Origin of the sequence: Ideonella alba (assembly GCF_018069875.1) — a bacterium.
GTDB lineage: Bacteria > Pseudomonadota > Gammaproteobacteria > Burkholderiales > Burkholderiaceae_C > Ideonella > Ideonella alba.
In genome coordinates this window covers 285,794-309,902 of sequence record NZ_JAGQDF010000005.1, presented here as the reverse complement: position 1 = coordinate 309,902, position 24,109 = coordinate 285,794, and the positions used below count along the sequence as shown (strand labels likewise).

Annotated in this window: 22 protein-coding genes and 6 tRNA genes; 6 read left to right on the top strand and 22 right to left on the bottom strand. The window is 70.4% G+C overall.

Going from position 1 to position 24,109, the window contains the following annotated elements; all coding sequences use genetic code 11:
• Positions 1-147: 147 nt before the first annotated feature.
• From KAK07_RS11000 to KAK07_RS10975, 6 genes are read left to right on the top strand one after another with little or no spacing between them, the layout of a single operon-like run.
• Positions 148-1,290 (top strand): sensor histidine kinase, encoded by a 1,143-nt coding sequence (locus KAK07_RS11000; protein ID WP_210860684.1) that lies wholly within the window; start codon positions 148-150, stop codon positions 1,288-1,290.
• 4 nt (positions 1,291-1,294) lie between these two features.
• Positions 1,295-2,047, top strand: a complete 753-nt coding sequence (locus KAK07_RS10995) for a LytR/AlgR family response regulator transcription factor (protein ID WP_210854528.1) — start codon at positions 1,295-1,297, stop codon at positions 2,045-2,047.
• A gap of 60 nt (positions 2,048-2,107) precedes the next feature.
• A complete protein-coding gene (locus KAK07_RS10990; RefSeq protein ID WP_210860682.1) occupies positions 2,108-3,583 on the top strand; it encodes an Ada metal-binding domain-containing protein in 1,476 nt (491 codons plus the stop codon).
• Positions 3,580-4,080 carry a methylated-DNA--[protein]-cysteine S-methyltransferase gene (locus KAK07_RS10985; RefSeq protein WP_210854526.1) on the top strand — a complete coding sequence of 167 codons (501 nt, stop codon included), beginning with the start codon at positions 3,580-3,582 and terminating at the stop codon, positions 4,078-4,080. Before KAK07_RS10990 ends, KAK07_RS10985 begins: the two co-directional genes overlap by 4 nt.
• Positions 4,077-4,970 carry a DMT family transporter gene (locus tag KAK07_RS10980; protein ID WP_210860681.1) on the top strand — a complete coding sequence of 298 codons (894 nt, stop codon included), beginning with the start codon at positions 4,077-4,079 and terminating at the stop codon, positions 4,968-4,970. Before KAK07_RS10985 ends, KAK07_RS10980 begins: the two co-directional genes overlap by 4 nt.
• 39 nt (positions 4,971-5,009) lie before the next feature.
• The gene (locus KAK07_RS10975) at positions 5,010-5,594 is read left to right on the top strand and encodes an NnrU family protein (RefSeq protein ID WP_210860680.1); all 585 of its coding nucleotides are present in this window, start codon (positions 5,010-5,012) and stop codon (positions 5,592-5,594) included.
• Between the two features lie 105 nt (positions 5,595-5,699).
• Here the strand turns inward: KAK07_RS10975 and KAK07_RS10970 are convergent.
• The 22 genes from KAK07_RS10970 to KAK07_RS10865 form a co-directional block, all read right to left on the bottom strand.
• A tRNA-Asp gene (locus KAK07_RS10970) sits at positions 5,700-5,776 on the bottom strand.
• An 84-nt stretch (positions 5,777-5,860) separates the two neighbouring features.
• A tRNA-Glu gene (locus KAK07_RS10965) sits at positions 5,861-5,936 on the bottom strand.
• A 38-nt stretch (positions 5,937-5,974) separates the two neighbouring features.
• Positions 5,975-6,050, bottom strand: a tRNA-Ala gene (locus KAK07_RS10960).
• A gap of 88 nt (positions 6,051-6,138) precedes the next feature.
• Positions 6,139-6,215, bottom strand: a tRNA-Asp gene (locus KAK07_RS10955).
• An 84-nt stretch (positions 6,216-6,299) separates the two neighbouring features.
• A tRNA-Glu gene (locus KAK07_RS10950) sits at positions 6,300-6,375 on the bottom strand.
• A 38-nt stretch (positions 6,376-6,413) separates the two neighbouring features.
• Positions 6,414-6,489 (bottom strand) — tRNA-Ala (locus KAK07_RS10945).
• 93 nt (positions 6,490-6,582) lie between these two features.
• The gene (gene gltX / locus KAK07_RS10940; protein ID WP_210860679.1) at positions 6,583-7,974 is read right to left on the bottom strand and encodes a glutamate--tRNA ligase; all 1,392 of its coding nucleotides are present in this window, start codon (positions 7,972-7,974) and stop codon (positions 6,583-6,585) included.
• Positions 7,971-9,212 carry an O-succinylhomoserine sulfhydrylase gene (locus KAK07_RS10935; RefSeq protein WP_375141225.1) on the bottom strand — a complete coding sequence of 414 codons (1,242 nt, stop codon included), beginning with the start codon at positions 9,210-9,212 and terminating at the stop codon, positions 7,971-7,973. The genes gltX and KAK07_RS10935 overlap by 4 nt, the downstream gene beginning before the upstream one ends.
• A gap of 2 nt (positions 9,213-9,214) precedes the next feature.
• Positions 9,215-10,732, bottom strand: a complete 1,518-nt coding sequence (gene purF / locus KAK07_RS10930) for an amidophosphoribosyltransferase (protein ID WP_210854522.1) — start codon at positions 10,730-10,732, stop codon at positions 9,215-9,217.
• 40 nt (positions 10,733-10,772) lie between these two features.
• On the bottom strand, positions 10,773-11,285 hold the full coding sequence (locus tag KAK07_RS10925; RefSeq protein WP_210860677.1) for a CvpA family protein: 513 nt from the start codon (positions 11,283-11,285) through the stop codon (positions 10,773-10,775).
• A gap of 8 nt (positions 11,286-11,293) precedes the next feature.
• The gene (locus tag KAK07_RS10920) at positions 11,294-12,160 is read right to left on the bottom strand and encodes an SPOR domain-containing protein (protein ID WP_210860676.1); all 867 of its coding nucleotides are present in this window, start codon (positions 12,158-12,160) and stop codon (positions 11,294-11,296) included.
• 70 nt (positions 12,161-12,230) lie between these two features.
• Positions 12,231-13,523, bottom strand: a complete 1,293-nt coding sequence (folC, locus tag KAK07_RS10915) for a bifunctional tetrahydrofolate synthase/dihydrofolate synthase (RefSeq protein ID WP_210860675.1) — start codon at positions 13,521-13,523, stop codon at positions 12,231-12,233.
• Positions 13,524-13,581: 58 nt separating this feature from the next.
• Positions 13,582-14,454 carry an acetyl-CoA carboxylase, carboxyltransferase subunit beta gene (accD, locus tag KAK07_RS10910; RefSeq protein ID WP_210854518.1) on the bottom strand — a complete coding sequence of 291 codons (873 nt, stop codon included), beginning with the start codon at positions 14,452-14,454 and terminating at the stop codon, positions 13,582-13,584.
• A 48-nt stretch (positions 14,455-14,502) separates the two neighbouring features.
• A complete protein-coding gene (trpA, locus tag KAK07_RS10905; protein WP_210860668.1) occupies positions 14,503-15,315 on the bottom strand; it encodes a tryptophan synthase subunit alpha in 813 nt (270 codons plus the stop codon).
• Positions 15,312-16,523: a tryptophan synthase subunit beta gene (gene trpB, locus KAK07_RS10900; RefSeq protein ID WP_210854516.1), complete on the bottom strand. Its 1,212-nt coding sequence runs from the start codon at positions 16,521-16,523 to the stop codon at positions 15,312-15,314. The genes trpA and trpB overlap by 4 nt, the downstream gene beginning before the upstream one ends.
• A 25-nt stretch (positions 16,524-16,548) precedes the next feature.
• Positions 16,549-17,211, bottom strand: coding sequence for a phosphoribosylanthranilate isomerase (locus KAK07_RS10895; protein ID WP_210860667.1), 663 nt, complete (start codon positions 17,209-17,211; stop codon positions 16,549-16,551).
• Positions 17,208-18,047, bottom strand: a complete 840-nt coding sequence (truA, locus tag KAK07_RS10890; protein ID WP_247661150.1) for a tRNA pseudouridine(38-40) synthase TruA — start codon at positions 18,045-18,047, stop codon at positions 17,208-17,210. Before truA ends, KAK07_RS10895 begins: the two co-directional genes overlap by 4 nt.
• The gene (locus tag KAK07_RS10885; protein ID WP_210854514.1) at positions 18,037-20,619 is read right to left on the bottom strand and encodes a motility hub landmark protein FimV; all 2,583 of its coding nucleotides are present in this window, start codon (positions 20,617-20,619) and stop codon (positions 18,037-18,039) included. Before KAK07_RS10885 ends, truA begins: the two co-directional genes overlap by 11 nt.
• Positions 20,620-20,959: 340 nt before the next feature.
• On the bottom strand, positions 20,960-22,087 hold the full coding sequence (asd, locus tag KAK07_RS10880; protein WP_210854513.1) for an aspartate-semialdehyde dehydrogenase: 1,128 nt from the start codon (positions 22,085-22,087) through the stop codon (positions 20,960-20,962).
• 94 nt (positions 22,088-22,181) lie between these two features.
• Positions 22,182-23,294 carry a 3-isopropylmalate dehydrogenase gene (leuB, locus tag KAK07_RS10875; protein WP_210854600.1) on the bottom strand — a complete coding sequence of 371 codons (1,113 nt, stop codon included), beginning with the start codon at positions 23,292-23,294 and terminating at the stop codon, positions 22,182-22,184.
• Positions 23,295-23,327: 33 nt separating this feature from the next.
• Complete coding sequence (leuD, locus tag KAK07_RS10870) at positions 23,328-23,981, bottom strand: 3-isopropylmalate dehydratase small subunit (RefSeq protein WP_210854512.1); 654 nt, start codon at positions 23,979-23,981, stop codon at positions 23,328-23,330.
• A 2-nt stretch (positions 23,982-23,983) separates the two neighbouring features.
• Complete coding sequence (locus tag KAK07_RS10865) at positions 23,984-24,109, bottom strand: entericidin A/B family lipoprotein (protein WP_210801316.1); 126 nt, start codon at positions 24,107-24,109, stop codon at positions 23,984-23,986.

Genomic DNA, 24,109 nt, shown 5'->3' with positions numbered 1-24,109 from the left:
GGGGTGGCGGCCATTGTAGAGAGGCGGCCCGCCCTCGGGCTCAGCAAGTTGGGTGCCAGGGGCCGCTGCTGTCGATCCGTCGGCCCGGCTGTCGATTCGTCGACGCGCCCGGCCGATCGGGCGCCCGGACTGCCTAGACTGCGCCCCATGGCACTCGACAAACAGCTTCTGCGGCGCTCCTGGCGCGCCTGGACCGACAGCAGCCTGACCCGGGTCGGCCCCATTTGGCTGCAATGGGTGTGGTCCCTGCTGTTCGCGGCGCTGGTGGCCCTGGTCTTCACGGTAGTGGCCTTCGCCACCAGCCCTGAGGCCGGGCTGTGGACGAATGGCACCGCCTGGCGGCGGACCTACGGCCTGAACCTGCTGGTCTCGGCGGTGGTGGCCACCGGCATCCACCTCAGCTTCGACGTCATGACCGGGCTGATCGGCCTGGCGCGCTGGCGGGCCTGGTCGGACCGCCGCCGCGCCTGGGTCGCCACCGCGATCGCCATGGGCGGCACCGCCTGGTCCTGGCCGCTGGGCGTGTGGCTGGCCGGCTACCGGCTGACCTGGTTCGACGGCGGCGGCTCGCCCACCAACGTCAGCATCAGCTGGCTGGTGGTGCTGGTGCTGGTGTCCGGGCTGCACTGGCTGTACCTGGAGAACCGGCGCCGGATCGAGGCCGCCGAGCGGCGCGCCGCCGAGGCCCGGCTGAAGCTGCTGCAGGGCCAGATCGAGCCGCACTTCCTGTTCAACACCCTGGCCAATGTGCTCAGCCTGCTGGAGGCCGATCCGCCCCGTGCCCGCGGCATGCTGGAGGCTTTCGTCGACTACCTGCGCTCTTCCTTCGGCGGCCTGCGCGCCGAACAGCACACGCTGGCCGACGAACAGCGCCTGCTGGAGGCCTACCTGCGCGTGCTGGGCCTGCGCATGGAGGAGCGGCTGCGCTGGCAGATCGACATCCCCGCCGAGCTGGCCGCACGGCCCTTGCCGCCGCTGCTGCTGCAGCCGCTGGTGGAGAACGCCATCCACCACGGCCTGGAGCCCAAAATCGACGGCGGCACGGTGCGCGTGCGCGCCGAGCGCGACCGCGACACGCTGGTGCTGAGCGTCACCGACGACGGCCTGGGCCTGGACACGCCCGCCGTGCGCCGCCCTGGCCAGCGCAGCGCGCTGCAGAATCTGCGCGAGCGCCTGCAGCAGACCTGGGGCGACGACGCCCGCCTGGCGCTGCAGCCCCAGCCCGGCGGCGGTGTGCGCGCCGAGATCCGGCTGCCCTGCCCCACCGCCCAGCCCACCACCCAGCCCTGAGCCCATGCCCACCGCCCTGATCGCCGACGACGAACCGCACCTGCTGCGCCACCTGGCCAGCCTGCTGGCCACGCTGTGGCCCGATCTGCAGATCGTGGCCCAGTGCCGCAATGGCCCCGAGGCCGCCGAGCAGATCGAGGCCCTGCAGCCCGACCTGGCCTTCCTGGACATCCGCATGCCGGGGCTGACCGGGCTGGAGGTGGCCCAGGGCATCGAGTGCGCGACCCGGGTGGTCTTCGTCACCGCCTACGACGAGTTCGCGCTGCAGGCCTTCGACGCCGCGGCGCTGGACTACCTGGTCAAGCCGGTGACCACCGAGCGCCTGGCGCGCAGCGTGGCGCGCCTGAAGGAGGCGATCGGCCACACCACGCCCGAGGACCCGCGGCTGGCCCAGGCCCTGGGCCGTCTGCAGGCCCCGGCCGCCAGCGCGGCGCCGCTGCGCTGGGTGCGTGCCAGCCAGGGCGACTGGACCCAGCAGATCGCGGTGGAGGAGGTGCTGTTCTTCCGCGCCGACGAGAAGTACACCTGTGTCCAGACCGCCGAGCGCGAGTACCTGATCCGCACGCCGATCGCCGAACTGGCCCAGCAGCTCGACCCGCAGCAGTTCTGGCAGATCCACCGCTCCACGCTGATCAACCTGCGCTTCCTCGAGGGCAGCCGGCGCGATGAGCTCAGCCGCGTGCGGGTGCGCCTGCGCGGCTTCGACACCGAGCTGCCGGTGTCGCGCGCCTATGTGCATCTGTTCAAGGCCATGTGAGCCCCAGGCACAGGTCCGAAAACGGCCAGCGCCGCGGCCTGGGCGGGCTAGCATGGGCCCATGTCAGACCTTCGCCCGCTCGATGACGACAGCGCCTACCGGGCGCTGCAGACCCATGATGCGCGCTTTGATGGGCGCTTCTTCGTGGGCGTCACCAGCACCGGCATCTACTGCCGGCCGGTCTGCCGCGTGCGGCTGCCGCGGCGCGAGAACTGCCGCTTCTTCGGCCATGCCGCGGCGGCCGAACTGGCCGGCTTTCGCCCCTGCCTGCGCTGCCGGCCGGAGCAGGCGCCGGGTCTGTCGGGCGCCGACGCCGCGCGCAGCCTGGCCGAAGCCGGGGCGCGGCTGATCACCCATGCGGTGGCCGCGGGCGAACAGCCCTCGCTGCCGGCCATCGCCGAGCGTTTGGGCATCACCGAGCGCCACCTGCGCCGCATCTTCCAGGCCCACCTGGGTGTCAGCCCGATCGACTGGCAGACCACCCAGCGCCTGCTGCTGGCCAAGCGGCTGCTGACCGACACCCGGCTGCCGGTCACCCAGGTCGCTGCGGCCAGCGGCTTCGGCAGCCTGCGACGCTTCAATGCCGCCTTCGCCGAGCGCTACCGGCTCACCCCCGGCGCCCTGCGGCGCGACGCTGCGCCCGACACCGGCCCCGGTGTTCGTCCGCTGCGCCTGCCCTGGCGGCCACCGTATGACCGCGCCGCGATGCTGGGCTTCCTGGCCGCGCGCCCGCTGGCGCGCGTGGAAGCCGCCGGCGACGACGGCTGGTGGCGCCGCACGCTGGCGGTGGTCCACCATGGGCAGACCCTGCGCGGCTGGATCGCGCTGCGTCTGGAGGAGGACGCCGCCGCCCTGGAGGTGGCGCCCTCGCTGGCGCCGGCGCTGGGCACGGTGATCGAGCGCGTGCGCCACCTGCTGGACCTGGACGCCGATCCGGCGCGCATCGACACCACCCTGGCCAGCCTGCCGGTGCCCGTGCGACCCGGGCTGCGCGTGCCCGGCTGCATCGACGGCTTCGAGACCCTGGTGCGCATCATCCTGGGCCAGCAGGTCACGGTGGCTGCCGCCTGCACGCTGGCCGCGCGGCTGGTGGAACGCTTTGGCGAGCCGCTGGTCACGCCCTGGTCGGGACTGGAGCGGCTGTTCCCCGATGCGCGCACGCTGGCCCAGGCCGGCGCCGAGGCGATCGGCACGCTGGGCATCGTGCGGGTGCGGGTGGCGGCGCTGCAGGCGCTGGCACGTGCCGTCGACAGCGGCACGCTGGCACTGCACCCGGCCGCGCCGGTCGAGGACACGCTGGCGCGGCTGCGCGCGCTGCCCGGCGTGGGCGACTGGACCGCCGAGCTGGCCGCGCTGCGCGTGCTGGCCTGGCCCGATGCCTTCCCGGCCACCGACGCTGGCGTGGTGAAGGCGCTCGGCGGCCTGAAGGCCGCGCAATCCCTGCCGCTGGCCGAGGCCTGGCGGCCCTGGCGTTCCTACGCCGTGATGCAACTGTGGCAGTCGCTGGTCGACCGCCCCGAGGAGACCGCCCGATGAACACCCGCCGCTTTGCCGCCCAGGCCCGGATCGACACCCCGCTGGGCCCGATGACCGTGGCGGTCACGACCCAGGGCCTGGCAGGCCTGTGGTTCGACGGCCAGGCCCACCACCCTGGCCCGATCGATGCGCCGCTGCAGCCCGGCCACCCCTGGATCCGGCAGGCCCAGGCGGCGCTGGCGCGGTACTGGTCGGCCCCCGGCGCGCCGCTGCCGGCGCTACCGCCGCTGGACCTGGGCGGCACCGCCTGGCAGCAGGCGGTGTGGCAGGCCCTGCTGGCCATTCCGCCTGGGCAACGGCGCCGCTACGGCGAACTGGCCGCCCAGCTGGGCCGGCCCCGCGCGGCCCGCGCCGTGGGCGCGGCGGTGGGTCGCAACCCGGTCAGCGTGCTGGTGCCCTGCCACCGGGTGACCGGCCAGGATGGGTCCCTGACCGGCTATGCCGGCGGCCTGCCGCGCAAGCAGGCGTTGCTGGACGGAGAATCGCGCCCTTCATGAAGCCTGCCCACCTCGCCGAACTGTTGCTGCTGGCCGCGCTGTGGGGCGCCAGCTTTCTCTTCATCCGCATGGGGGCGCACGAGTTCGGGCCGCTGGCGCTGGCCGGGCTGCGCGTCGCGGGTGCGTCGTTGCTGCTGCTGCCGGTGCTGCTGTCGCGCGGCGAGTGGCCGGCGCTGCGCCAGCACTGGCGGCGCATTGCGCTGGTGGGACTGACCAACTCGGCGATTCCCTTCGTCTGCTACGGGGTGGCGGCGCTGGCGATCACCGGCGGCCTGTCGTCTATCTTCAATGCCACCACACCGCTGTGGGGCGCGCTGATCGGCTGGTGGTGGCTGGGCGACCGCCCCACGAAGCACAAGGCGCTGGGCCTGGCGCTGGGTTTTGGCGGCGTGCTGTGGCTGGCCGGCGGCCATGCCAGCTTCAAGCCAGGCGAGCATGGCGTGAGCCCCGCGCTGGCTGTGGCCGCCTGTCTGCTGGCCACGCTGATGTACGGCTTCTCGGCCAACTTCACCAAGCGGCACCTGCAAGGCATTCCGTCGATGGCGCTGGCCGCCGGCAGCCAGTTGTCGGCCGCTGCGGTGCTGGTGCCGCTGGCGCTGTGGGCCTGGCCGACCACGCCGCCGGCGGCCTCCTCCTGGCTGGCGGTGGCGGCGCTGGCGTTCGCCTGCACCGGCGTGGCCTACATCCTGTACTTCCGGCTGATCGCCCATGTGGGCGCCAGCCAGGCGATGAGCGTGACCTTCCTGATCCCGGCCTTTGCCGTGCTCTGGGGTACGCTGTTCCTGGGCGAGGCGATCACGCCGGTGATGGTGGCCGCCTGCGGCGTGATCCTGCTGGGCACCGCGCTGGTGACCGGATTGGTGACCGGATTCGTGCGCGGGTCACGCTGATCGGGTACAAGCGCGACATCGACGCCAACGGCCCTTGCCATGACCCTGCTGATTCTCGGACTGCTGATCTTTCTTGGCCTGCACTCGGTGCGCATCGTCGCCGATCCCACGCGCGCGGCCTGGGTGGCCCGGCTGGGCGAGAACCGCTACAAGGGCCTGTACTCGCTGGCCTCGCTGCTGGGCTTCGCGCTGATCTGCTGGGGCTACGGCCTGGCGCGGCAGGAGCCGGTGGTGTTGTGGGCCTCGCCGCGGGGCCTGAGCCACGCGGCGGCGGCGCTGACACTGCCGGCCTTCATCCTGCTGGCGGCGGCCTATGTGCCTGGCAACGGCATCCGGGCCCGACTGGGCCACCCGATGCTGCTGGGCACCAAGCTGTGGGCGCTGGCGCATCTGCTGGCCAACAACACGCTGGCCGATGCGCTGCTGTTCGGCAGCTTCCTGGTCTGGGCCGTGCTGTGCTTCCGCGCGGCGCGCCAGCGCGACGCGGCGCAGGGCGTGCAACGGCCGGCGGGCAGTGCGGGCAGGACGGGGATCGTCGTGATCGTTGGCACGCTCGCCTGGGCGGCGTTCGCCTTCTGGGCCCATGCGGTGCTGATCGGCGTGGCGCCGTTTGGGGCCCGCTGAGCCCGCTTCGGACACCGGCCCGGCCGCCTGGCCGGGCCCGCCTGGGGGCCGGAAACGACAACGCCCACCAGAAGTGGGCGCGTGACGATGTTCCCGAGGAAGGGATGGCGGAGTGGACGGGGCTCGAACCCGCGACCCCCGGCGTGACAGGCCGGTATTCTGACCAACTGAACTACCACTCCGCGTGGTGCTGAACTTCGGTGCCGAAGCACCCAGGCATCAACCGCCTGCGCCGTCCTCGCTGCGGCAAGTCACCGCGGCGAATCTGGCATCCCCTAGGGGATTCGAACCCCTGTTACAACCGTGAAAGGGTCGTGTCCTAGGCCTCTAGACGAAGGGGACGTGTAACCTTTTCCATTCTCTCAACAGCGCTGCGTGATTGGTGGAGGTAAGCGGGATCGAACCGCTGACCTCTTGCATGCCATGCAAGCGCTCTCCCAGCTGAGCTATACCCCCGTGGTCTGGAGGCGAGCGCGCCGAAGCGGAGCTCCAACGAAAAGACCTGCGGGACTTTCATCCAGCAGGTCTTTCTGCTGTAACCGTATGGCGGAGTGGACGGGGCTCGAACCCGCGACCCCCGGCGTGACAGGCCGGTATTCTGACCAACTGAACTACCACTCCGCGTGGTGCTGAACTTCGGTGCCGAAGCACCCAGGCATCAACCGCCTGCGCCGTCCTCGCTGCGGCAAGTCACCGCGGCGAATCTGGCATCCCCTAGGGGATTCGAACCCCTGTTACAACCGTGAAAGGGTCGTGTCCTAGGCCTCTAGACGAAGGGGACGTGTAACCTTTTCCATTCTCTCAACAGCGCTGCGTGATTGGTGGAGGTAAGCGGGATCGAACCGCTGACCTCTTGCATGCCATGCAAGCGCTCTCCCAGCTGAGCTATACCCCCGGATCCGTCCACTTGAGCCACCCGGTGTGTACCGCGTCGCTGTTGTGTCAGCACCAGTGCTGTTGAGCGAAGACTAGCAGTATATACCGGAAATCACGCGTTTGCCAACCGGGCGACGACTTCTTCGCGTGAGAACAGCGCCAGCACCGCATCGACCGACGGCGTCTGGGCGCGGCCGCACACCAGCACCCGCACCGGAATGGCCAGTTGCGGCATCTTCAGCCCGAACTCGCCGATCGTGTCCTTGATCGCCTGGTTGATCGCTGCCTTCTCCCAGGCGCAGGTCTGCAGTCGGGCGGCCAGCGCGGCCAGCGCGGGCCGGAGCGCGTCGGTGACGTGCTGGGCCCGGTCCTCGGCCGACGGCGTCACCGGGGCGAAATACATGGCCAGCCAGTCGGCCAGTTCCACGGTGGTGGCGCAGCGGTCCTTGAACAGCGCGCACATCGGCGCCAGCCGCTCGGCATCGGCCTGATGGCCGCGCCGCGCCAGCTGGGCGGCCACCAGGCTGGCCAGCCGCGTGTCGTCGGCCTGCTTCATGTAGTGGGCATTGACCCAGGTGAGCTTGGCCGCATCCCACTGCGCGGGGCTCTTGTTCAGGTGCGTACCGTCGAACCAGGTCACCAGCTGCTCGCGGCTGAACAGCTCGTCGTCGCCGTGGCTCCAGCCCAGGCGGGCCAGGTAGTTCAGCATCGCCTCGGGCAGGTAACCGCCGTCCTCGTAGTTGGACACCGCCACCGCACCGCGGCGCTTGGACAGCTTCAGGCCATCGTCGCCCAGGATCACCGGCAGGTGACCGAACAGCGGCAGCGGCGCGCCCAGCGCCTGGTAGATGTTGATCTGCCAGGGCGTGTTGTTGATGTGCTCGTCGCCGCGGAAGACATGGGTGATGCCCATGTCCCAGTCGTCCACCACCACCGCGAAGTTGTAGGTGGGCACGCCGTCGGCGCGCTGGATGATCAGGTCGTCGAACTCCTTGTTGGCGATGACGATCTCGCCCTTGACCAGGTCGTCCCAGCGCACCTCGCCATCGCGCGGATTCTTGAAGCGGATCACCGGCTGCACGCCCTCGGGGACCGGCGGCAGGGTCTTGCCGGGCTCAGGGCGCCAGCGGCCGTCGTAGCCGGTCTTCTCGCCACGCGCCTTCTGCTGCTCGCGCAGCGCATCCAGCTCGGCCGGCGTGGTGTAGCAGCGGTAGGCGCTGCCGGCGGCCAGCATCTGCTCGATCACCGCCTGGTAGCGATCCAGGCGCTGCATCTGGTAGATCGGACCCTCGTCGTAGTCCAGGCCCAGCCAGTGCATGGACTGCAGGATCTGGTCGACCGAGTCCTGGGTGGAGCGGGCGACATCGGTGTCCTCGATGCGCAGGACGAACTCGCCACCGTGGTGGCGGGCATAGGCCCACGAATACAGCGCGGTGCGCGCGGTGCCCAGGTGCAGAAAGCCGGTGGGCGACGGGGCGATGCGGGTGCGGATCTTGGAAGTCATGCGGTGGGAAGCGTGGCCAGGCCGCGCAGCAGATCGTCGGTGATGTCGTCGACGTGTTCCAGGCCCACAGCCAGGCGGACCATGCCCTGGCCGATGCCGGCGGCCTGGCGCTGCGCCTCGGACAGCCGGCCGTGCGAGGTGGTCGCCGGGTGGGTGATGATGGACTTGGTGTCGCCCAGGTTGGTGGCGATGCTCAGCACGCGGGTGCTGTCGATCACGTGGAAGGCGCGTGCGCGCGCGGCCTCGGGCGTGTCAGCCTGCAGGTCGAAGGACAGCACCGCGCCTCCCAGGCCCGACTGCTGGCGCATGGCCAGGTCGTGCTGCGGGTGGGTGGCCAGGCCGGGGTAGTAGACGCGCGCCACCTCGGGCCGCGCCGCCAGCCAGCGGGCCACGGCCAGCGCCTGATCGCTCTGCGCCTTCATCCGCAGGTGCAGGGTCTCCAGGCCCTTGAGCACCACCCAGGCGTTGAACGGCGACAGCGTCATGCCCACGGTGCGCAGCACCGGCGCCATGATGCCGTTGATCAGCGCCTCGCTGCCGCACAACGCGCCAGCCATCACACGGCCCTGGCCATCCAGGTACTTGGTGGCGGCGTGCATCACCACATCCGCGCCCAGCGACAGGGGCCTTTGCAGTGCGGGCGTGCAGAAGGTGTTGTCCACCGCCAGCAGCGCGCCGCCGGCGTGGGCGATCCCGGCCAGCGCGGCGATGTCGCAGACATCGGTCAGCGGGTTGGTGGGGGTTTCGGCGAACAGCAGCTTGGTGGTGGGTCGCATCGCGGCGCGCCACTCGGCCAGGTCGGTCTGCGCGACGAAGCTGGTCTCGACGCCGAACTTGGCGAACTCCTTGCCAAAGAGCCCGATCGTCGAGCCGAACACCGAGCGTGAGCACACCACATGGTCGCCCGCCTTCAACAGGCCCATGATCAGCAGCAGGATCGCGCTCATGCCGGTGGTGGTGGCGATGGCCGCTTCGGCGCCCTCCATCGCCGCCAGGCGCATCTCCAGGCTGCGCACCGTGGGGTTGCTGGTGCGCGAGTAGGTGAAGTCCAGCATGTCGGCGAAGCGCTTGGCCGAGGTGGCCGCGTCGGGCTGGACATAGGCGCTGGTGAGGAACAGGCCCTCCGAGTTCTCGCCATGCTGGCTGGGCGCCAGCGCGGCGCGCACGGCCAGCGTCTCGGGGCGCACGCCCTCGGGCAGGCGGGCGCGGGCGATGCGGCGCTCTTCGTCGCTCTCCATCGTCATGCATCGCTCCGGCTCTGCAGCGCCAGGCGGCTGCGCGACTCGGCGTCTTCCTCGTCACCCGGCTGCGCGGCGCGCTGGGCCTTCATCGCGGCGAAGTCGGCCACGCTGACGTCACCGGTGATGTAGGTGCCGTCGAAGCACGAGGCCTCGAAGCCCTTGATCGACGGGTTCAGCGCACCCACGACGCGCTTCATCGCATCGACGTCCTGGTAGATCAGCGCGTCGGCGCCGATATAGGCGCGGATCTCTTCCATCGTGCGGTCATGGGCGATCAGTTCCTCCTGCGTGGGCATGTCGATGCCATACACATTGGGGTACTTCACCGGCGGCGCGGCCGAGGCCATGTAGACCTTGTTGGCACCGGCCTCGCGGGCCATCTGCACGATCTCCTTGGAGGTGGTTCCGCGCACGATGGAGTCATCCACCAGCAGCACGTTGCGGCCCTTGAACTCCAGCCCGATCGCGTTGAGCTTCTGACGCACGCTCTTCTTGCGCACGCTCTGGCCGGGCATGATGAAGGTGCGACCCACATAGCGGTTCTTCACGAAGCCCTCGCGGTAGGGCTTGCCGATCTTGTGCGCCAGCTGCATGGCGCTGGGCCGGCTGGACTCGGGGATCGGGATCACCACGTCGATCTCGCTGGGCGGCATGGTGGAGATCAGGCGCTGGGCCAGCGTCTCACCCATGTTCAGCCGCGCCTGGTAGACCGAGATGCCGTCGATCACCGAATCAGGCCGCGCCAGGTAGACGTACTCGAACATGCAGGGGTGCAGCTGCGGGTCCTTGGCGCACTGCTGGCTGTGCAGCTGGCCCTCGGTGGTGATGAAGACCGCCTCGCCCGGCGCGATGTCGCGCACGAAGCGGTGGCCGGTGCCTTCCAGCGCCACCGACTCGCTGGCCAGCATCACCTCGGAGCCATCGCCCGAGACGCCGTAACAAAGCGGCCGGATGCCATGCGGATCACGGAAGGCCAGCAGACCGTGGCCGGCGATCAGCGCCACCACCGCATACGAGCCCTTGATGCGCTGGTGCACCGCACCCACGGCCTTGAAGATCTCCTCGGGCGTCAGCGGCAGGTCGCGCGCGGCCATCTCCAGCTCGTGCGCGAGGATGTTGATCAGCACCTCGGTGTCGCTCTCGGTGTTGATGTGGCGGCGGTCGATGTCGAACAACTCGTCCTTCAGCGCCATCGCATTGGTCAGGTTGCCGTTGTGCACCAGCACGATGCCGAAGGGCGCGTTGACGTAGAAGGGCTGCGCCTCTTCCTCGCTGTAGGCATTGCCCGCCGTGGGGTAGCGCACCTGGCCCAGGCCCACATGGCCCGGCAGGGCCCGCATGTTGCGGGTACGGAAGACGTCGCGCACCATGCCGCGGGCCTTGTGCATGTAGCACTTGGTGCCCTGCATGGTGACGATGCCGGCCGCGTCCTGGCCGCGGTGCTGCAGCAGCAGCAGCGCGTCATAGATCAGCTGATTGACCGGTTGCTTGGAGATGACACCGACGATGCCGCACATGGGAGGTCCGTCCTGAAAAGCGAAGAGAATCCGAGAGAGGTCAGCGGGTGCTCTGGGGACGCCAGGCCTGCCACACGGCCCCGGCCTGCCCCAACCACGCGACGACCTGCGAGGACTGCCACGCCGCCGAGCGCGACAGCGGCGTCCAGCCGACCACGATGACCACGGCCAGCAGCAGCAGCGCACCACGCACCGCACCAAAGACAGCGCCCAGCAGGCGATCGATCCAGCGCAGTGGCGTGGCCGCCACCAGCATGCGCAGCAGCCGCGCCAGCAGCGCGCCCAGCAGCAGCGTGCCCATGAAACACAGCGCATAGCCCAGGGCCACGCGGGGCGCGGTGCCGGTCTCGTTCAGCGGCAGGCGGGCCGCCAGATCCGGCCCCCAGTTCAGGGCCACCAGCCAGGCCATCACCCAGGCCGCCAGCGACAGCAGCTCATAGACCAGGCCACGCCACAGCCCCACCAGCACCGAGATCAGGCCGAGTCCGGCCAGGGTGACATCGACCCAGCCCAGGCCCAGCCAGGCGGTGGTGGCGGCGTGTTCCGGGCCCACGGGCGACCTCAGAGCACCAGCACGGCGGCTTGCAGGCCGCCCGCCTTGATGCGGGCCGCGGCCTTGTCGGCCTCGGCCTTGGTGGCGTAGGGGCCGACGCGCACGCGGATGCGTCGGCCGGTGGCCGAATCGATCACCTGGGTGTAGGTCTTCAGGCCCATGCCCTCGACCTTCATGCGCGCCTCACGCGCGCTGCCCACCTCGGCGAAGGCGCCGATCTGGACCACGTAGCGGCCTTCGTCGGCCGCGGCCGGCTTGGTGTCGGTCTTGGCTTCGGGCTTGGCGGCGGGCTTGGGCTCGACCTTGGCCTCCGGCTTGGCGGGGGGCTTGGCCTCCGGCTTGGGCTCGGGCCTGGCGGGCGGCTTGGCCTCGGGCTTGGACGCGGGCGGAACCGGCGGCTTGACCTCGGGTTTGGCTTCGGGCTTGACCTCGGGTTTGGCGACCGGCTTGGCCGGCGTCGACGCCACTGGCGGCGGGGTCACCGGTTTGGTGTCGGCCGGTGCGGACGGCTTGGCGGCCGCCGGCTTGGCGCTGGCCGAGGCGGCCGAAGCCGGCAGCACCGGCTCGTCGATCGGCTCGGCGGGGCGGGCTTCGGGGCGGCGCGCATCCGCGCGGGCCACCGGGGCGTTCAGGGCCGGCGCTCCTTCGCGGGCAGGAATCTCGATCGGCAGGTCCACCGGAATCGGCCGCGGCCGGCTCTCGAACAGCAGCGGCAGGCCGATGATGCCCAAGCCCAGCAGCACGCTGGCCCCAATCAGGCGGCGTCGGGCACGGCTGCGGGCCTCGCGCACCACCTCGGCGGCATCCAGCATCGACGCAGGGGCCGCAGCGGGTGACTTCTTGAACAGGGAGGTCAGGAACGGTGGCAAGGCCATGCGGACGCGTCGGGCAGGTGGGCGGAGCGGCAAACGCCCCGACCATCCGCAGGCGTCACGGCGACGCCGGTCAGCCCTTGTGGGGAGCGCTCAACCGGGGCACGCCGTCCTTCAGCACGCCGCCCACGGTCAGGAAGGAGCCGAAGACCACGATTCTATCAGCCGGGTCCGAGGCTTCGAGGGCCGCGGCCAGTGCGGCAGCCGGGTCCGGGTGGGTCTGCGCCGGCACGTCGGCGCGGACCTGGCGCACCACCGCCGCCAGATCCGCGGCGCGGGCGGCGCGGGGCAGCGGCAGATCGGTCAGGTGCCAGGCATCGACCAGCGGCGCCAGCCGCGCCACCACCGCCGCCAGGTCCTTGTCGTGCATCGCGCCGAACACCGCCCGGGTGCGCGGGAAGAAGCCCATCTGGTCGAGGTTCAGCGCCAGCGCGGCAACGCTCTGGTCGTTGTGAGCCACGTCCAGCACCAGCGCCGGCTGGCCCGGCACGATCTGGAAGCGACCCGGCAGCTCCACCGTGGCCAGGCCCACGCGCAGCGCCTGGGCATTGATGGGCAGGCGGTCGCGCAGCGCCTCGAGCGCGGCGATCGCCCCGCTGGCGTTGAGCAGCTGGTTGGCGCCGCGCAGCGCCGGGTGGCCCAGCGCGTGGTAGCGCCGCCCTCGCCCACTCCACGACCACTGCTGGCGGTCGCCCTGCTGGTTGTAGTCGCGGCCCATCAGCCACAGGTCGGCACCCAGCGCTTCAGCGGCCCGCAGCACGCTGGCCGGCGGCACGGGGTCGGAGACGATGGCGGGCCGGCCGGCGCGCAGGATGCCGGCCTTCTCGCGGCCGATGCTCTCGCGGTCGGGGCCCAGGAAGGCCACGTGGTCGATGTCGATCGAGGTGATCACGCTCACGTCGGCATCGAAGGCGTTCACCGCATCCAGCCGGCCGCCCAGGCCCACCTCCAGGATCACCAGCTCGGGCTGGGCGGCAATCAGGCGCCGGGCAATGGCCAGCAGCGTGAACTCGAAGTAGGTCAGGCTGACGTCGCCGCGCGCGGCTTCGACCGCCGCGAAGTGCTCGACCAGCGACTCGCCGCTGACCATCTCGCCGTCCACCCGGCAGCGCTCCTCGAAGTGCACCAGGTGCGGCTTGCTGAACAGCCCCACGCGGTAGCCGGCGGCGCGGGCGATGCTGTCGAGCATGGCGCAGGTCGAGCCTTTGCCATTGGTGCCGGCGACGCTGATCACCGGGCAGTCGAAGCGCAGGCCCAGGCGTTCCTTGACCGTGCGGACACGGTCGAGGGTCATCTCGATCTCGGTGGGGTGCAGGCGCTCGCAGTGGGCGAGCCATCCTGCCAGCGTGGTGGGCAGCGAGCTCATCAAAGACAGCGCCCCGGGCGACGGTGTCGCACCGGGGCGGGAAGGGGGGTGAACAGGGTCAGGCGACGGCGTCAGCGCTCTGGCGCTGCAGCATGGCCAGTTGGTGGGCAATCGCCTGGCGCAGTTGGCGGCGGTCCAGGATCATGTCGACCGCGCCCTTTTCCAGCAGGAACTCGGCGCGCTGGAAGCCCTCAGGGAGCTTCTCGCGCACGGTGTTCTCGATCACCCGCGGGCCGGCGAAACCGATCAGCGCCTTGGGCTCGGCGATCACCACGTCACCCACAAAGGCGAACGAGGCCGACACACCGCCCATCGTGGGGTCGGTCAGCACGCTGATGTAGGGCAGGCGGGCCTTGGCCAGGCGGGTCAGCGAGGCGTTGGTCTTGGCCATCTGGAACAGGCTGAACAGGCCTTCCTGCATGCGCGCGCCACCGGTGGCGGTGAAGCAGATGAAGGGCACCTTCTGCTCGATCGCGGTCTCGACGCCGCGCACGAAGCGCTCGCCCACCACCGAGCCCATCGAGCCGCCCATGAAGTCGAATTCGAAGCAGGCGGCGACCACCGGCATGCTCATCACCGCGCCGCCGATGACGATCAGCGCGTCGGTCTCGCCGGTGGTTTCCAGCGCGCTCTTCAGGCGCTCGGGGTACTTCTTGCTGTCCTTGAACTTCAGCGCATCGACCGGCAGCACCTCATGGCCCACCTCGTAGCGGCCTTCGGCGTCAAGGAAGGCATCAAGGCGCGCGCGCGCCCCGATGCGGTGGTGGTGGTCGCACTTGGGGCAGACGTTGAGGTTGCTCTCCAGATCGGTCTTGTAGAGCACCGATTCGCACGAGGGGCACTTGATCCACAGGCCTTCCGGCACCGAGCGGCGTTCGCTCGGGTCGGTGTGCTGGATCTTCGGTGGCAGCAGTTTCTCAAGCCAGCTCATCGATCAAGGCTCCTCAACGATTCGGTCCAGTAGTCTGCCAGAAAGCCTTCAGAGGCTGTCCAGCGCGGTGCGGATCTCGGCCATGAAGGCGCGGGCCGCCGCGGGCGCATTGTCGCGCGTTTGGGTTTCCAGGATCTGGATCAGGCGCGAACCGATGACCACGCCGTCCGAGACCCGGCCCACCGCCTGCGCCGAGGCCGCGTCGCGGATGCCGAAACCCACGCCCACCGGCACCTTCACATGCTGGCGGATGCGCGGCACGGCGGCCGCCACCGCGTCGGTGTCCAGGTTCCCGGCGCCGGTCACGCCCTTGAGCGAGACATAGTAGACGTAGCCGGTGGCGATCTCGCCGACCAGGCGCATGCGCTGCTCGGTGGAGGTGGGCGCCAGCAGGAAGATCAGGTCCAGGCCGTGCGCCTGCAGCGCCTGCGCAAAGGCACCGCACTCCTCGGGCGGGTAGTCGACGATCAGCACGCCATCCACCCCTGCGGCCGCCGCGTCCTTCACGAAGGCGCCGCCGCCGTGCTTCTGGTCGTAGCGCTCCACCGGGTTGGCGTAGCCCATCAGCACCACCGGGGTGTCGGCGTTGCGGGCGCGGAAGTCCCGCACCATTGCCAGCACCTGGGCCATGCCGATGCCGCGCGCCAGCGCGCGCTCGGCGGCCTTCTGGATCACCGGGCCGTCGGCCATCGGGTCCGAGAAGGGCACGCCCAGCTCGATCACGTCGGCGCCGCCCTCGGCCAGCGCCAGCATCACATCGACCGTGCCGTCGGCATGCGGGTCACCGGCGCAGACATAGGGAATCAGGGCCTTGCGACCATCGGCCTTCAGGGCCGCGAATGTGGCTGCGATGCGGCTCATGCAATGCCCTCCAGGCCGGCCAGCCTGGCCACGGTGTTGATGTCCTTGTCGCCGCGGCCGCTGAGGTTGACCAGCACATGCTGGTCGGGGCGCATCGTGGCGGCCAGCTTCATGGCGTAGGCCACTGCATGGCTGGATTCCAGCGCCGGGATGATGCCTTCGGTGCGGCACAGGCGGTGGAAGGCGGCCATGGCCTCGGCGTCGGTGCAGCCCACGTATTCGGCGCGGCCGATGTCGTGCAGGTAGGCGTGCTCGGGGCCGACGCCGGGATAGTCCAGGCCAGCCGAGACCGAATGGGTCTCGATGATCTGGCCGTTCTCGTCCTGCAGCAGGTAGGTGCGGTTGCCGTGCAGCACGCCGGGGCTGCCGGCCGAGATGCTGGCGGCATGGCGGCCCGTATCCAGGCCATCGCCTGCGGCCTCCACGCCGATCAGGCGCACCTGCTCGTGGGGGATGTAGGGGTAGAAGATGCCCATCGCATTGCTGCCGCCACCCACGCAGGCCACCACCGCATCGGGCTGGCGGCCGGCGCCCAGGTACTCGGGCATCTGCTGCAGGCATTCGTCGCCGATGACGCGCTGGAAGTCGCGCACCATCTCGGGGTACGGCGCCGGGCCGGCCACGGTGCCGATGATGTAGAAGGTGTTTTCGACGTTGGTGACCCAGTCGCGCAGCGCTTCGTTGAGCGCGTCCTTCAGCGTCTTGGAGCCGCTCTCGACCGGCACCACCTTGGCGCCCAGCAAGTGCATGCGGTAGACATTGGGGCTCTGGCGCTTCACGTCCTCGCTGCCCATGTAGACGATGCACTCCAGGCCGTAGCGGGCGCAGATGGTGGCGGTGGCCACGCCGTGCTGGCCGGCGCCGGTCTCGGCGATCACGCGCGGCTTGCCCATGCGGCGGGCCAGCAGGGCCTGGCCGATGGTGTTGTTCACCTTGTGCGCGCCGGTGTGGTTCAGGTCTTCGCGCTTGAGGTAGATCTGCGCGCCGCCCACCTCGCGCGACAGGCGCGCGGCGTGGTAGATCGGGCTGGGACGGCCAACGAAGTGCTTGAGCTCGTCCTCGAACTCGCGGCGGAACTCGGGATCGTTGCGGTAGTGGGCGTAGGCGGCCTTCAGTTCCTCGAGCGCATGGGTCAGCGTCTCGGAGACGAAGCTGCCGCCGTACGGACCGAAGTGGCCCGATGCATCGGGCTGCTGGTACTCATACATGACAGGAATCCTTGGAATGCAGCGTTCAGGTGCCGGCGCTGGCCTGGGCGACTCGGGCATCGGCCTCGCGCACCGCCTGGCAGAAGCGGTGCATCAGCGCGGCGTCCTTGATGCCCTTGGCGCTCTCCACGCCGGAGCTCACGTCAACGGCCCAGGGCCGGACGTGCATCACCCCATCGATCACGCTTGCAGGATTCAACCCACCAGACAAAACGACCGGACAGGGAACGCCGGGCGGTATGAGAGACCAATCGAACGCCTTTCCGCCGCCCCCGTAGCCCTCGACATGGGCGTCGAGCAGCAGCGCCTGGGCGCTGGGGTGGCGAGCCGCCAAGTCTAGCAAATCGACGTCCGGTGCCATCCGGGCCGCCCGCAGGTAGGGTCGGCCGGGCGCGGTGCAGGCCTCGGGGGGCTCGTCGCCATGGAACTGCAGCAGGGCCTGCGGCACCGCCGCCAGGCCGGCGGCGATCTCGTCGGCGGTGGCGTTGACGAACAGCAGCACCGGTGTCACGAAAGGCGGCAGACGGCGCGCCAGGTCGCCCGCGCGCGCCGCCGTGACGGCGCGAGGGCTCTTCGGGTAGAGCACGAAGCCGATCGCATCGGCGCCAGCGGTGACGGCGGCGTCGACGTCGGCCTCGCGGGTCAGGCCGCAGATCTTGATGCGGGTGCGCGGTGTCAGGGGGTTCATGGCATCCAGTCCATGGCCGCCGTGTGCTCCGGCAGGCCGAACCCGGCATCGTAGCGGGGCCCCAGGAAGTACAGGCCGTCCGGGGCAAAGGTGGGTGCGGCGGCGTCACGCGATCGCGCGGCCAGCACCTCGGCCATCCAGCCGGGCGGGCGGGTGCCGGCGCCCACCGCCACCAGGCAACCCATGATGTTGCGCACCATGTGGTGCAGGAAGGCGATGCCGTCGAACTCGAAGCGCCAGTAGGCGCCGCGCTGATCGATGCGGATGGCGTGCAGCTGCTTCACCGGCGACGCCGCCTGGCACTCCGACGAGCGGAAGGAGGTGAAGTCGTGCTCGCCCACCAGGTGAGCGGCGGCGGCGCGCATCGCATCGGCATCGAGCGGCCGGAAGCTCCAGCCGCAGCCGCCGCGCTCGATCGCCGGGCGCACCGGCGACTCCAGCAGCAGGTAGCGGTAGCGCCGGCCACGCGCGCCGTTGCGCGCATGGAAGTGCGGCGGCACCTCGCGGCACCACTGCACGGCGATGTCATTCGGCAGGTAGCGGTTGGTGCCGCGTACCCAGGAGAAGTCCTCACGCGCCAGTGGCGTGTCGAAGTGAACCACCTGGTTCAGCGCATGCACCCCGGTGTCGGTGCGGCCGGCGCAGACGGTGTGCACCGGCTGCGCGGCGAACTGCGACAGCGCCTGCTCCAGGTGGTCCTGCACGGTGCGTCCGCCCGGCTGGCTCTGCCAGCCGTGGTAGGCCTCGCCACGGTAGGCCACGCCCAGCGCGATGCGCCGCAGTGGCCGCCCCGCCCGACCGTCGCCCATGGGCGACGGCACGGGCTCAGAGCTCATCCAGCAGGCTCTGGGCGCGGGCCTTCAGCGCGCCATCGGACTTCTCGATCACTTCCTGGAGCAGGTCGCGGGCACCTTCGATGTCACCGATGCGGCGGAACTCGTCGGCCAGCTCGATCTTGCGCTGCAGCGGATCGCCACTGCCGGCGTCCAGGTCATCGCCGCTGGGCGGCGGCGGCGGCGCGGCCGGCTCATTGGGCAGGTCGAGCGACAGGTCGCCGAAGTCGAAGTCCACCGGTGCCGAGGGCTGGGCGTCGCGCGGCGCGGGCGCCGGGGCGACGGCCGGTGGCAGTTCAGGCGCCAGCGCGTCGAAGGCGCTGGGCGTGGTCGCCTCGCCCAGGTCCAGCTCGTCGAGCTGGCCGCGGCGGGTGGTCACCGGGTCGTCGTCGAGCATGCCGTGGACCGAGGGCTCGCCCAGGTCCATCGTCGGCTCGGAGCCGGTCATCGGCCGGGTGTTCTCGAGGCCGCTGAGCTGCGACGGGGAATCGAGGTCGATGTCGATGTCGTAGGTGGACGAAGGACCGGCCGGCGCGGCCGCGGCGGCGGGCACCGGGTCGGGTTCGGGCAGTGGGTCGGGCTCGACGGCGGCGGGGGGCGCGCTGTCGTCCACCAAGGAGGCGGTGGCCGGCAGCATGTCCTCGTTGGCCGCGAACATCGGCTCGGCCGGATCGATCTGTCGACCCAGTTCCGCCGCACGCGCCCAGTCCTCGCCCTGACCGCCGGTCATCTCGTGCAGCTGGCGCGCCTGCTGCATGAAGGCCTCGGCATCGGCGCGCTTGGCATAGACCTCGAGCAGCTTGGTGCGGATCGCGGCGCGGGCCGGGTCGGTGCGCAGGGCTTCCTTGAGGATCTCCTCGGCCTGCAGGTCGCGGCCATAGGCGAGGTAGACGTCGGCTTCGGCCACCGGGTCGACATCGCCGATCGCATCGAGCTGGCTCAGCGAGTAGCTCAGCGACGAGGACGCGGCCGCGCTGGTGGCACCGTCGCGGGTGTCGACCCGCTGGCCGCCAGAGGCGCCGAAGAAGGAATCGGGCTGGAGCTTGCTCTCGATGAACGAGGTCTCGCCGGCGCCCTCCTGGCCGCGGCGGCGCAGGCGCATCACGCCCCAGCCGGCCAGCAGCGCCACCAGGCCCACGCCCAGCAGCAGCACGAAGGGGTTCTCGCTCAGCGAGTCCAGCACGCCGGGTTCGGCGGCGGGGGCCGGCTCCGGCGGGCGCGGCGGGCGCGATGCCGCGGCCGAGGCCGGCTCGGCCACCGCAGGCGCGGCCGACGCTGACGGTGCCGCCGCCGACGCGGGCGCCGCGGCCGAGGCCGGCGCACTGGCCACGACCGGCGGCGGGGCCACCGAGGCGGCCGGCGCCGGCGGAGGCGGCGGAGGCGGCGGGGGTGGAGGCGGCGTCACCGGCTTGGTCACCGCCACCGGCGGCTGCGCCGGCGCAGACGCTGCCTTGCCCACCGCAGAAGCGCCAGAAGACAGGCGCTTGAGCTCCTCGACGTTGCGCGTCAGCTCGGACATGCGCGCCTCGGCGGCCTTGCGCTCGGTGTCCTTGGAGATCTTGGCTTCGGGCGCGCTGGCGGCCTTCAGACCGCCCTTGGAGAGCTTGAGCTGATCCGGCGTGGGCGCGCTGTCGGTCTTGCGGTCCTTGACCGCGGCATCGACCTTGCCCTGGGCCTGGCGCGGCGGCTCGGCCGACTTGACCACCGGCGCGGCGCCGGCCAGGCGCTGACGGAAGGCGGCGAAATCGGCGCTCTGCGCCTGGAACACCCGGCGCGCCTCGGCCGCCGGAATCTCGCCGGCACGGGCCTGGGCCTCGGCCACGTCGAGCACGACGCCGGCCTTGAGGCGGTTCATGTTGTTGCCAACGAAGGCGTCGGGGTTGCCGCGGTACAGGGCCACCAGCATCTGGTCCAGCGACACGCCAGGCCGTGCGTTGGCGTTGGCGATGCTGGAGAGCGTGTCGCCGCTCTTCACACGGTAGCCCTGGGTCGGCGCCGCCGGTGCCGCCGGGGTGCTGGGCGGGGTCGGTGCCGGCGGACGGGCTGCGGGGGCCGAGGCCGCCGTCGGCGCCACCGGCTCGGCGCTGGGCGCGGGCTGCGGCCGCACCGGGCGGGCCACCGGCGCCTGCGCCGGCGCGTTGGACATCACCGGAGCGGTCTGTGGCGCGGGTGCTGGGGCCGGCTTGATCGGCGGATCGATCAGCAGCGTGTAGGACCGCTGCAGGCGGCCCGAGGCCCAGCTGAGGTCCAGGATGACGTCCAGGAAGGGCTCGCTGACGGCGCGGTCACCCGCCATGCGCAGTACCGGGCGGCCATCGGCGCCCCGCACCAGCGTCACCTGGACACCTTGCAGCGCCGGGTTCATCTCGACCCCGGCCGAGCGGAAGGACTCGGGCGAGGCCAGCACGGCCTTGAGCGTGTCGGCTTCCTCGGGCGTGATGCTGCTGATGTCGATCTCGGCGCGCAGCGGCTCGCCCAGCGCGGAACGCACGCTCAGGCGCCCCAGGCCCAGGGCCTCGGCGGCGGGCGCGGACAGCGCCAGCCAGGCCGCGATCGCCAGGCTGGACAGGGCCATTCCCGCGGACGTTGTGGTGGTGTTCTTCAAGGCGTCTCCGACAACGCTGGGCACAGACGCCTGGGCGGCTGCGCCGTCATCGATGGTTTTCTGCAGCCCCGCACGACCCCCTGGTCGCACCAAGGCGAGAAAACACCATAGCAGCAAGCATATAGGCTCGCAAGCTCATCCAAAACCTGAGTTGATGCCGGTCGCGCTGTTTGCCCGCAGCGCAGCGCCTTTATCGTTGCCAGACGGCAACGAGTGGCAACGACTTGCAACAGGCCCGGCCGCCAGCCCGCGCAGGCGGGTCATGGACGGCTCGGACATCCGGCGCCCGCTTCGGCGCCGGTGGTGGCACTCACTGGGCCAGCAGGATGCGCAGCATGCGGCGCAGCGGCTCGGCGGCGCCCCACAGCAGCTGGTCGCCGATGGTGAAGGCGCCGACGTACTCGGGGCCCATGGCCAGCTTGCGGATGCGACCCACCGGGATGGTCATGGTGCCGGTCACGGCCACCGGCGTCAGGTCCCGGAGCGTGGCCTCGCGGGTGTTGGGCACCACCTTCACCCACTCGTTGTCGGCGGCAATCATGGCTTCCAGATCCGCCACCGGCACGTCCTTCTTCAGCTTCAGGGTCAGGGCCTGGCTGTGGCAGCGCATCGCGCCCACACGGACGCAGAAACCGTCCACCGGCACCGCGGGAGCGCTGAAGCCCTCGCCCAGGCCGAGGATCTTGTTGGTCTCGGCCATGCCCTTCCACTCTTCCTTGGATTGGCCGTTGCCCAGGTCCTTGTCGATCCAGGGGATCAGCGAGCCGCCCAGCGGCACGCCGAAGTTGGCGGTCTCGGCGCCCGACAGGGCACGCTGCTTGGCGATCACCTTGCGGTCGATTTCCAGAATGGCGCTCTTCGGGTCGTCCAGCAGGGCCTTGACCTCGGCGTTGAGGGTGCCGTACTGGGTCAGCAGCTCACGCATGTGCTGCGCACCGCCGCCCGAGGCGGCCTGGTAGGTCTGGGTGGACATCCACTCGACCAGACCGGCCTTGTACAGCGCGCCCACGCCCATCAGCATGCAGCTGACGGTGCAGTTGCCGCCGATCCAGTTCTTGCCGCCCTTGGCCAGCGCGTCCTTGATGACGGGCATGTTCACCGGGTCCAGCACGATGACGGCGTCCTTCTCCATGCGCAGCGTGGAGGCGGCGTCGATCCAGTGGCCATTCCAGCCTTCGGCGCGCAGCTTGGGGTAGACGGCCGAGGTGTAGTCGCCCCCCTGGCAGGTCAGGACGATGTCGCAGCGCTTGAGCGCGGCGATGTCATGCGCGTCCTGCAGACGGGTTTCGTTCTTCGCCTGCGCCGGGGCGGCACCGCCGGCATTGGAGGTGGAGAAGAACAGCGGTTCAAAGTGCGCGAAGTCGTTCTCGGCCTGCATGCGGTCCATCAAGACCGAACCGACCATGCCGCGCCAACCGACGAGACCTACGAGTGCCATTTCCAGTTTCCTTGTGTGTAGCCAATCCCGGACCCCTGACTTCCCCGGCTCGTTCGCCGGGGTCCAGGTGTGGGGGCGAGACGAAACCGAGCTGTCAGCTCTTGGTGATCGTGGTAATGGTTTTGCCCGCGCCGTTGCCCATGAGGGCGGCGACGACTGCATCACCCATCTCGCGCGTGCCCACCTTCTGGGTGCCTTCGCTCCAGATGTCCGGCGTACGGTAGCCGGCAGCCAGCACCGATTTGACGGCCGACTCGATGCGGTCGGCAGCCTCGGGTGCTTGGAGGGAGAAGCGGAGCATCATGGCAGCAGACAGGATTGTAGCCAGCGGGTTTGCAATACCCTTACCAGCGATGTCCGGCGCGCTGCCGTGGCTGGGCTCGTACAGACCCTGCTTGCGGTCGTTCAGCGAGGCGGAGGGCAGCATGCCGATCGAGCCGGTCAGCATCGAGGCCTCGTCCGACAGGATGTCGCCGAACATGTTGCCGGTCACCACCACGTCGAAGGACTTGGGCGACTTGACCAGCTGCATCGCCGCGTTGTCGACGTACATGTGCTGCAGCTCGACATCGGGGTACTGGGCATGCACCTCGATGACCACGTCCTTCCAGAACTGGAAGGTCTCGAGCACGTTGGCCTTGTCGACGCTGGTGACCTTGCGGCCGCGCTGGCGCGCTGCCTGGAAGGCGACATGGGCGATGCGCTCGATCTCGGGGCGCGAGTAGCGCATCGTGTCGAAGGCCTCGTCGGCGCCGGGGAACAGGCCGTCCACCGCGGTGCGGCGGCCCCTGGGCTGGCCGAAGTAGATGTCGCCGGTCAGCTCGCGGATGATCAGGATGTCCAGGCCGGCCACCAGTTCGGGCTTGAGGCTGGAGGCGCCCACCAGCTGCTCGTAGCAGATCGCCGGGCGGAAGTTGGCGAACAGGCCCAGGTGCTTGCGCAGACCCAGGATGGCCTGCTCGGGGCGCAGCGGGCGGTCGAGCTTGTCGTACTTCCAGTCGCCCACGGCGCCGAAGAGGATGGCGTCGGCGGACTTGGCCAGGTTCAGCGTGCCCTCGGGCAGCGGGTGGCCGTGCAGTTCGTAGGCGGCGCCGCCCACCGGGGCCTGCTCCATCTCCAGCGGCAGGTCCAGCACCTGCAGGACCTTGACCGCCTCGGCGACGATCTCGGTGCCGATGCCGTCACCCGGCAGCACGGCGATCTTCATGCTCATCGTGTTCTTTCTTGGAATGTCGGGAATTCAGAGCTGCGGCATCGAGGTGCCCAGCCAGGGCATCTTCGCCAGGCGCTCGGCCTCGTAGGCCTTGATCTTGTCGGCGTGGCGCAGCGTCAGGCCGATGTCGTCGAAGCCATTGACCAGGCAGTACTTGCGGAAGGCCTGCACCTCGAAGGGCAGTTCGCTGCCGTCGCCCTTGACGATGACCTGGCGCGGCAGGTCGATCGTCAGCGTGTAGCCCGGAAAGGCCGCCACCTCGTCGAACAGCTTCGCCACCTGCGACTCGGGCAGCACGATCGGCAGCACGCCGTTCTTGAAGCAGTTGTTGAAGAAGATGTCGGCGAAGCTGGGGGCGATGATGGCGCGGAAGCCGTACTGCTGCAGCGCCCAGGGCGCGTGCTCGCGGCTGGAGCCGCAACCGAAGTTGTCGCGCGCCAGCAGGATGCTGGCGCCGGCATAACGCGGCTGGTTCAGCACGAAGTCGGGGTTGGGCCGGCGGCTGGCCGGGTCCTGGCCGGGCTCGCCCTTGTCCAGGTAGCGCCACTCGTCGAACAGGTTCGGGCCGAAGCCGGTGCGCTTGATCGACTTCAGGAACTGCTTGGGGATGATCGCGTCGGTGTCGACATTGGCGCGATCCATCGGGGCCACCAGGCCCTGGTGTACGGTGAACTGGTCCATGCTTACTTCTTCTTGGCAGCGCCTTCGATGGTCTCGCCGGCCTTCTGGATGTCCTTGCCCATGCCCTCGAAGGTGTTGCAGCCGGCCAGGACGAACAGCGCGGCGATCAGGGCGAACACGGTCTTCAT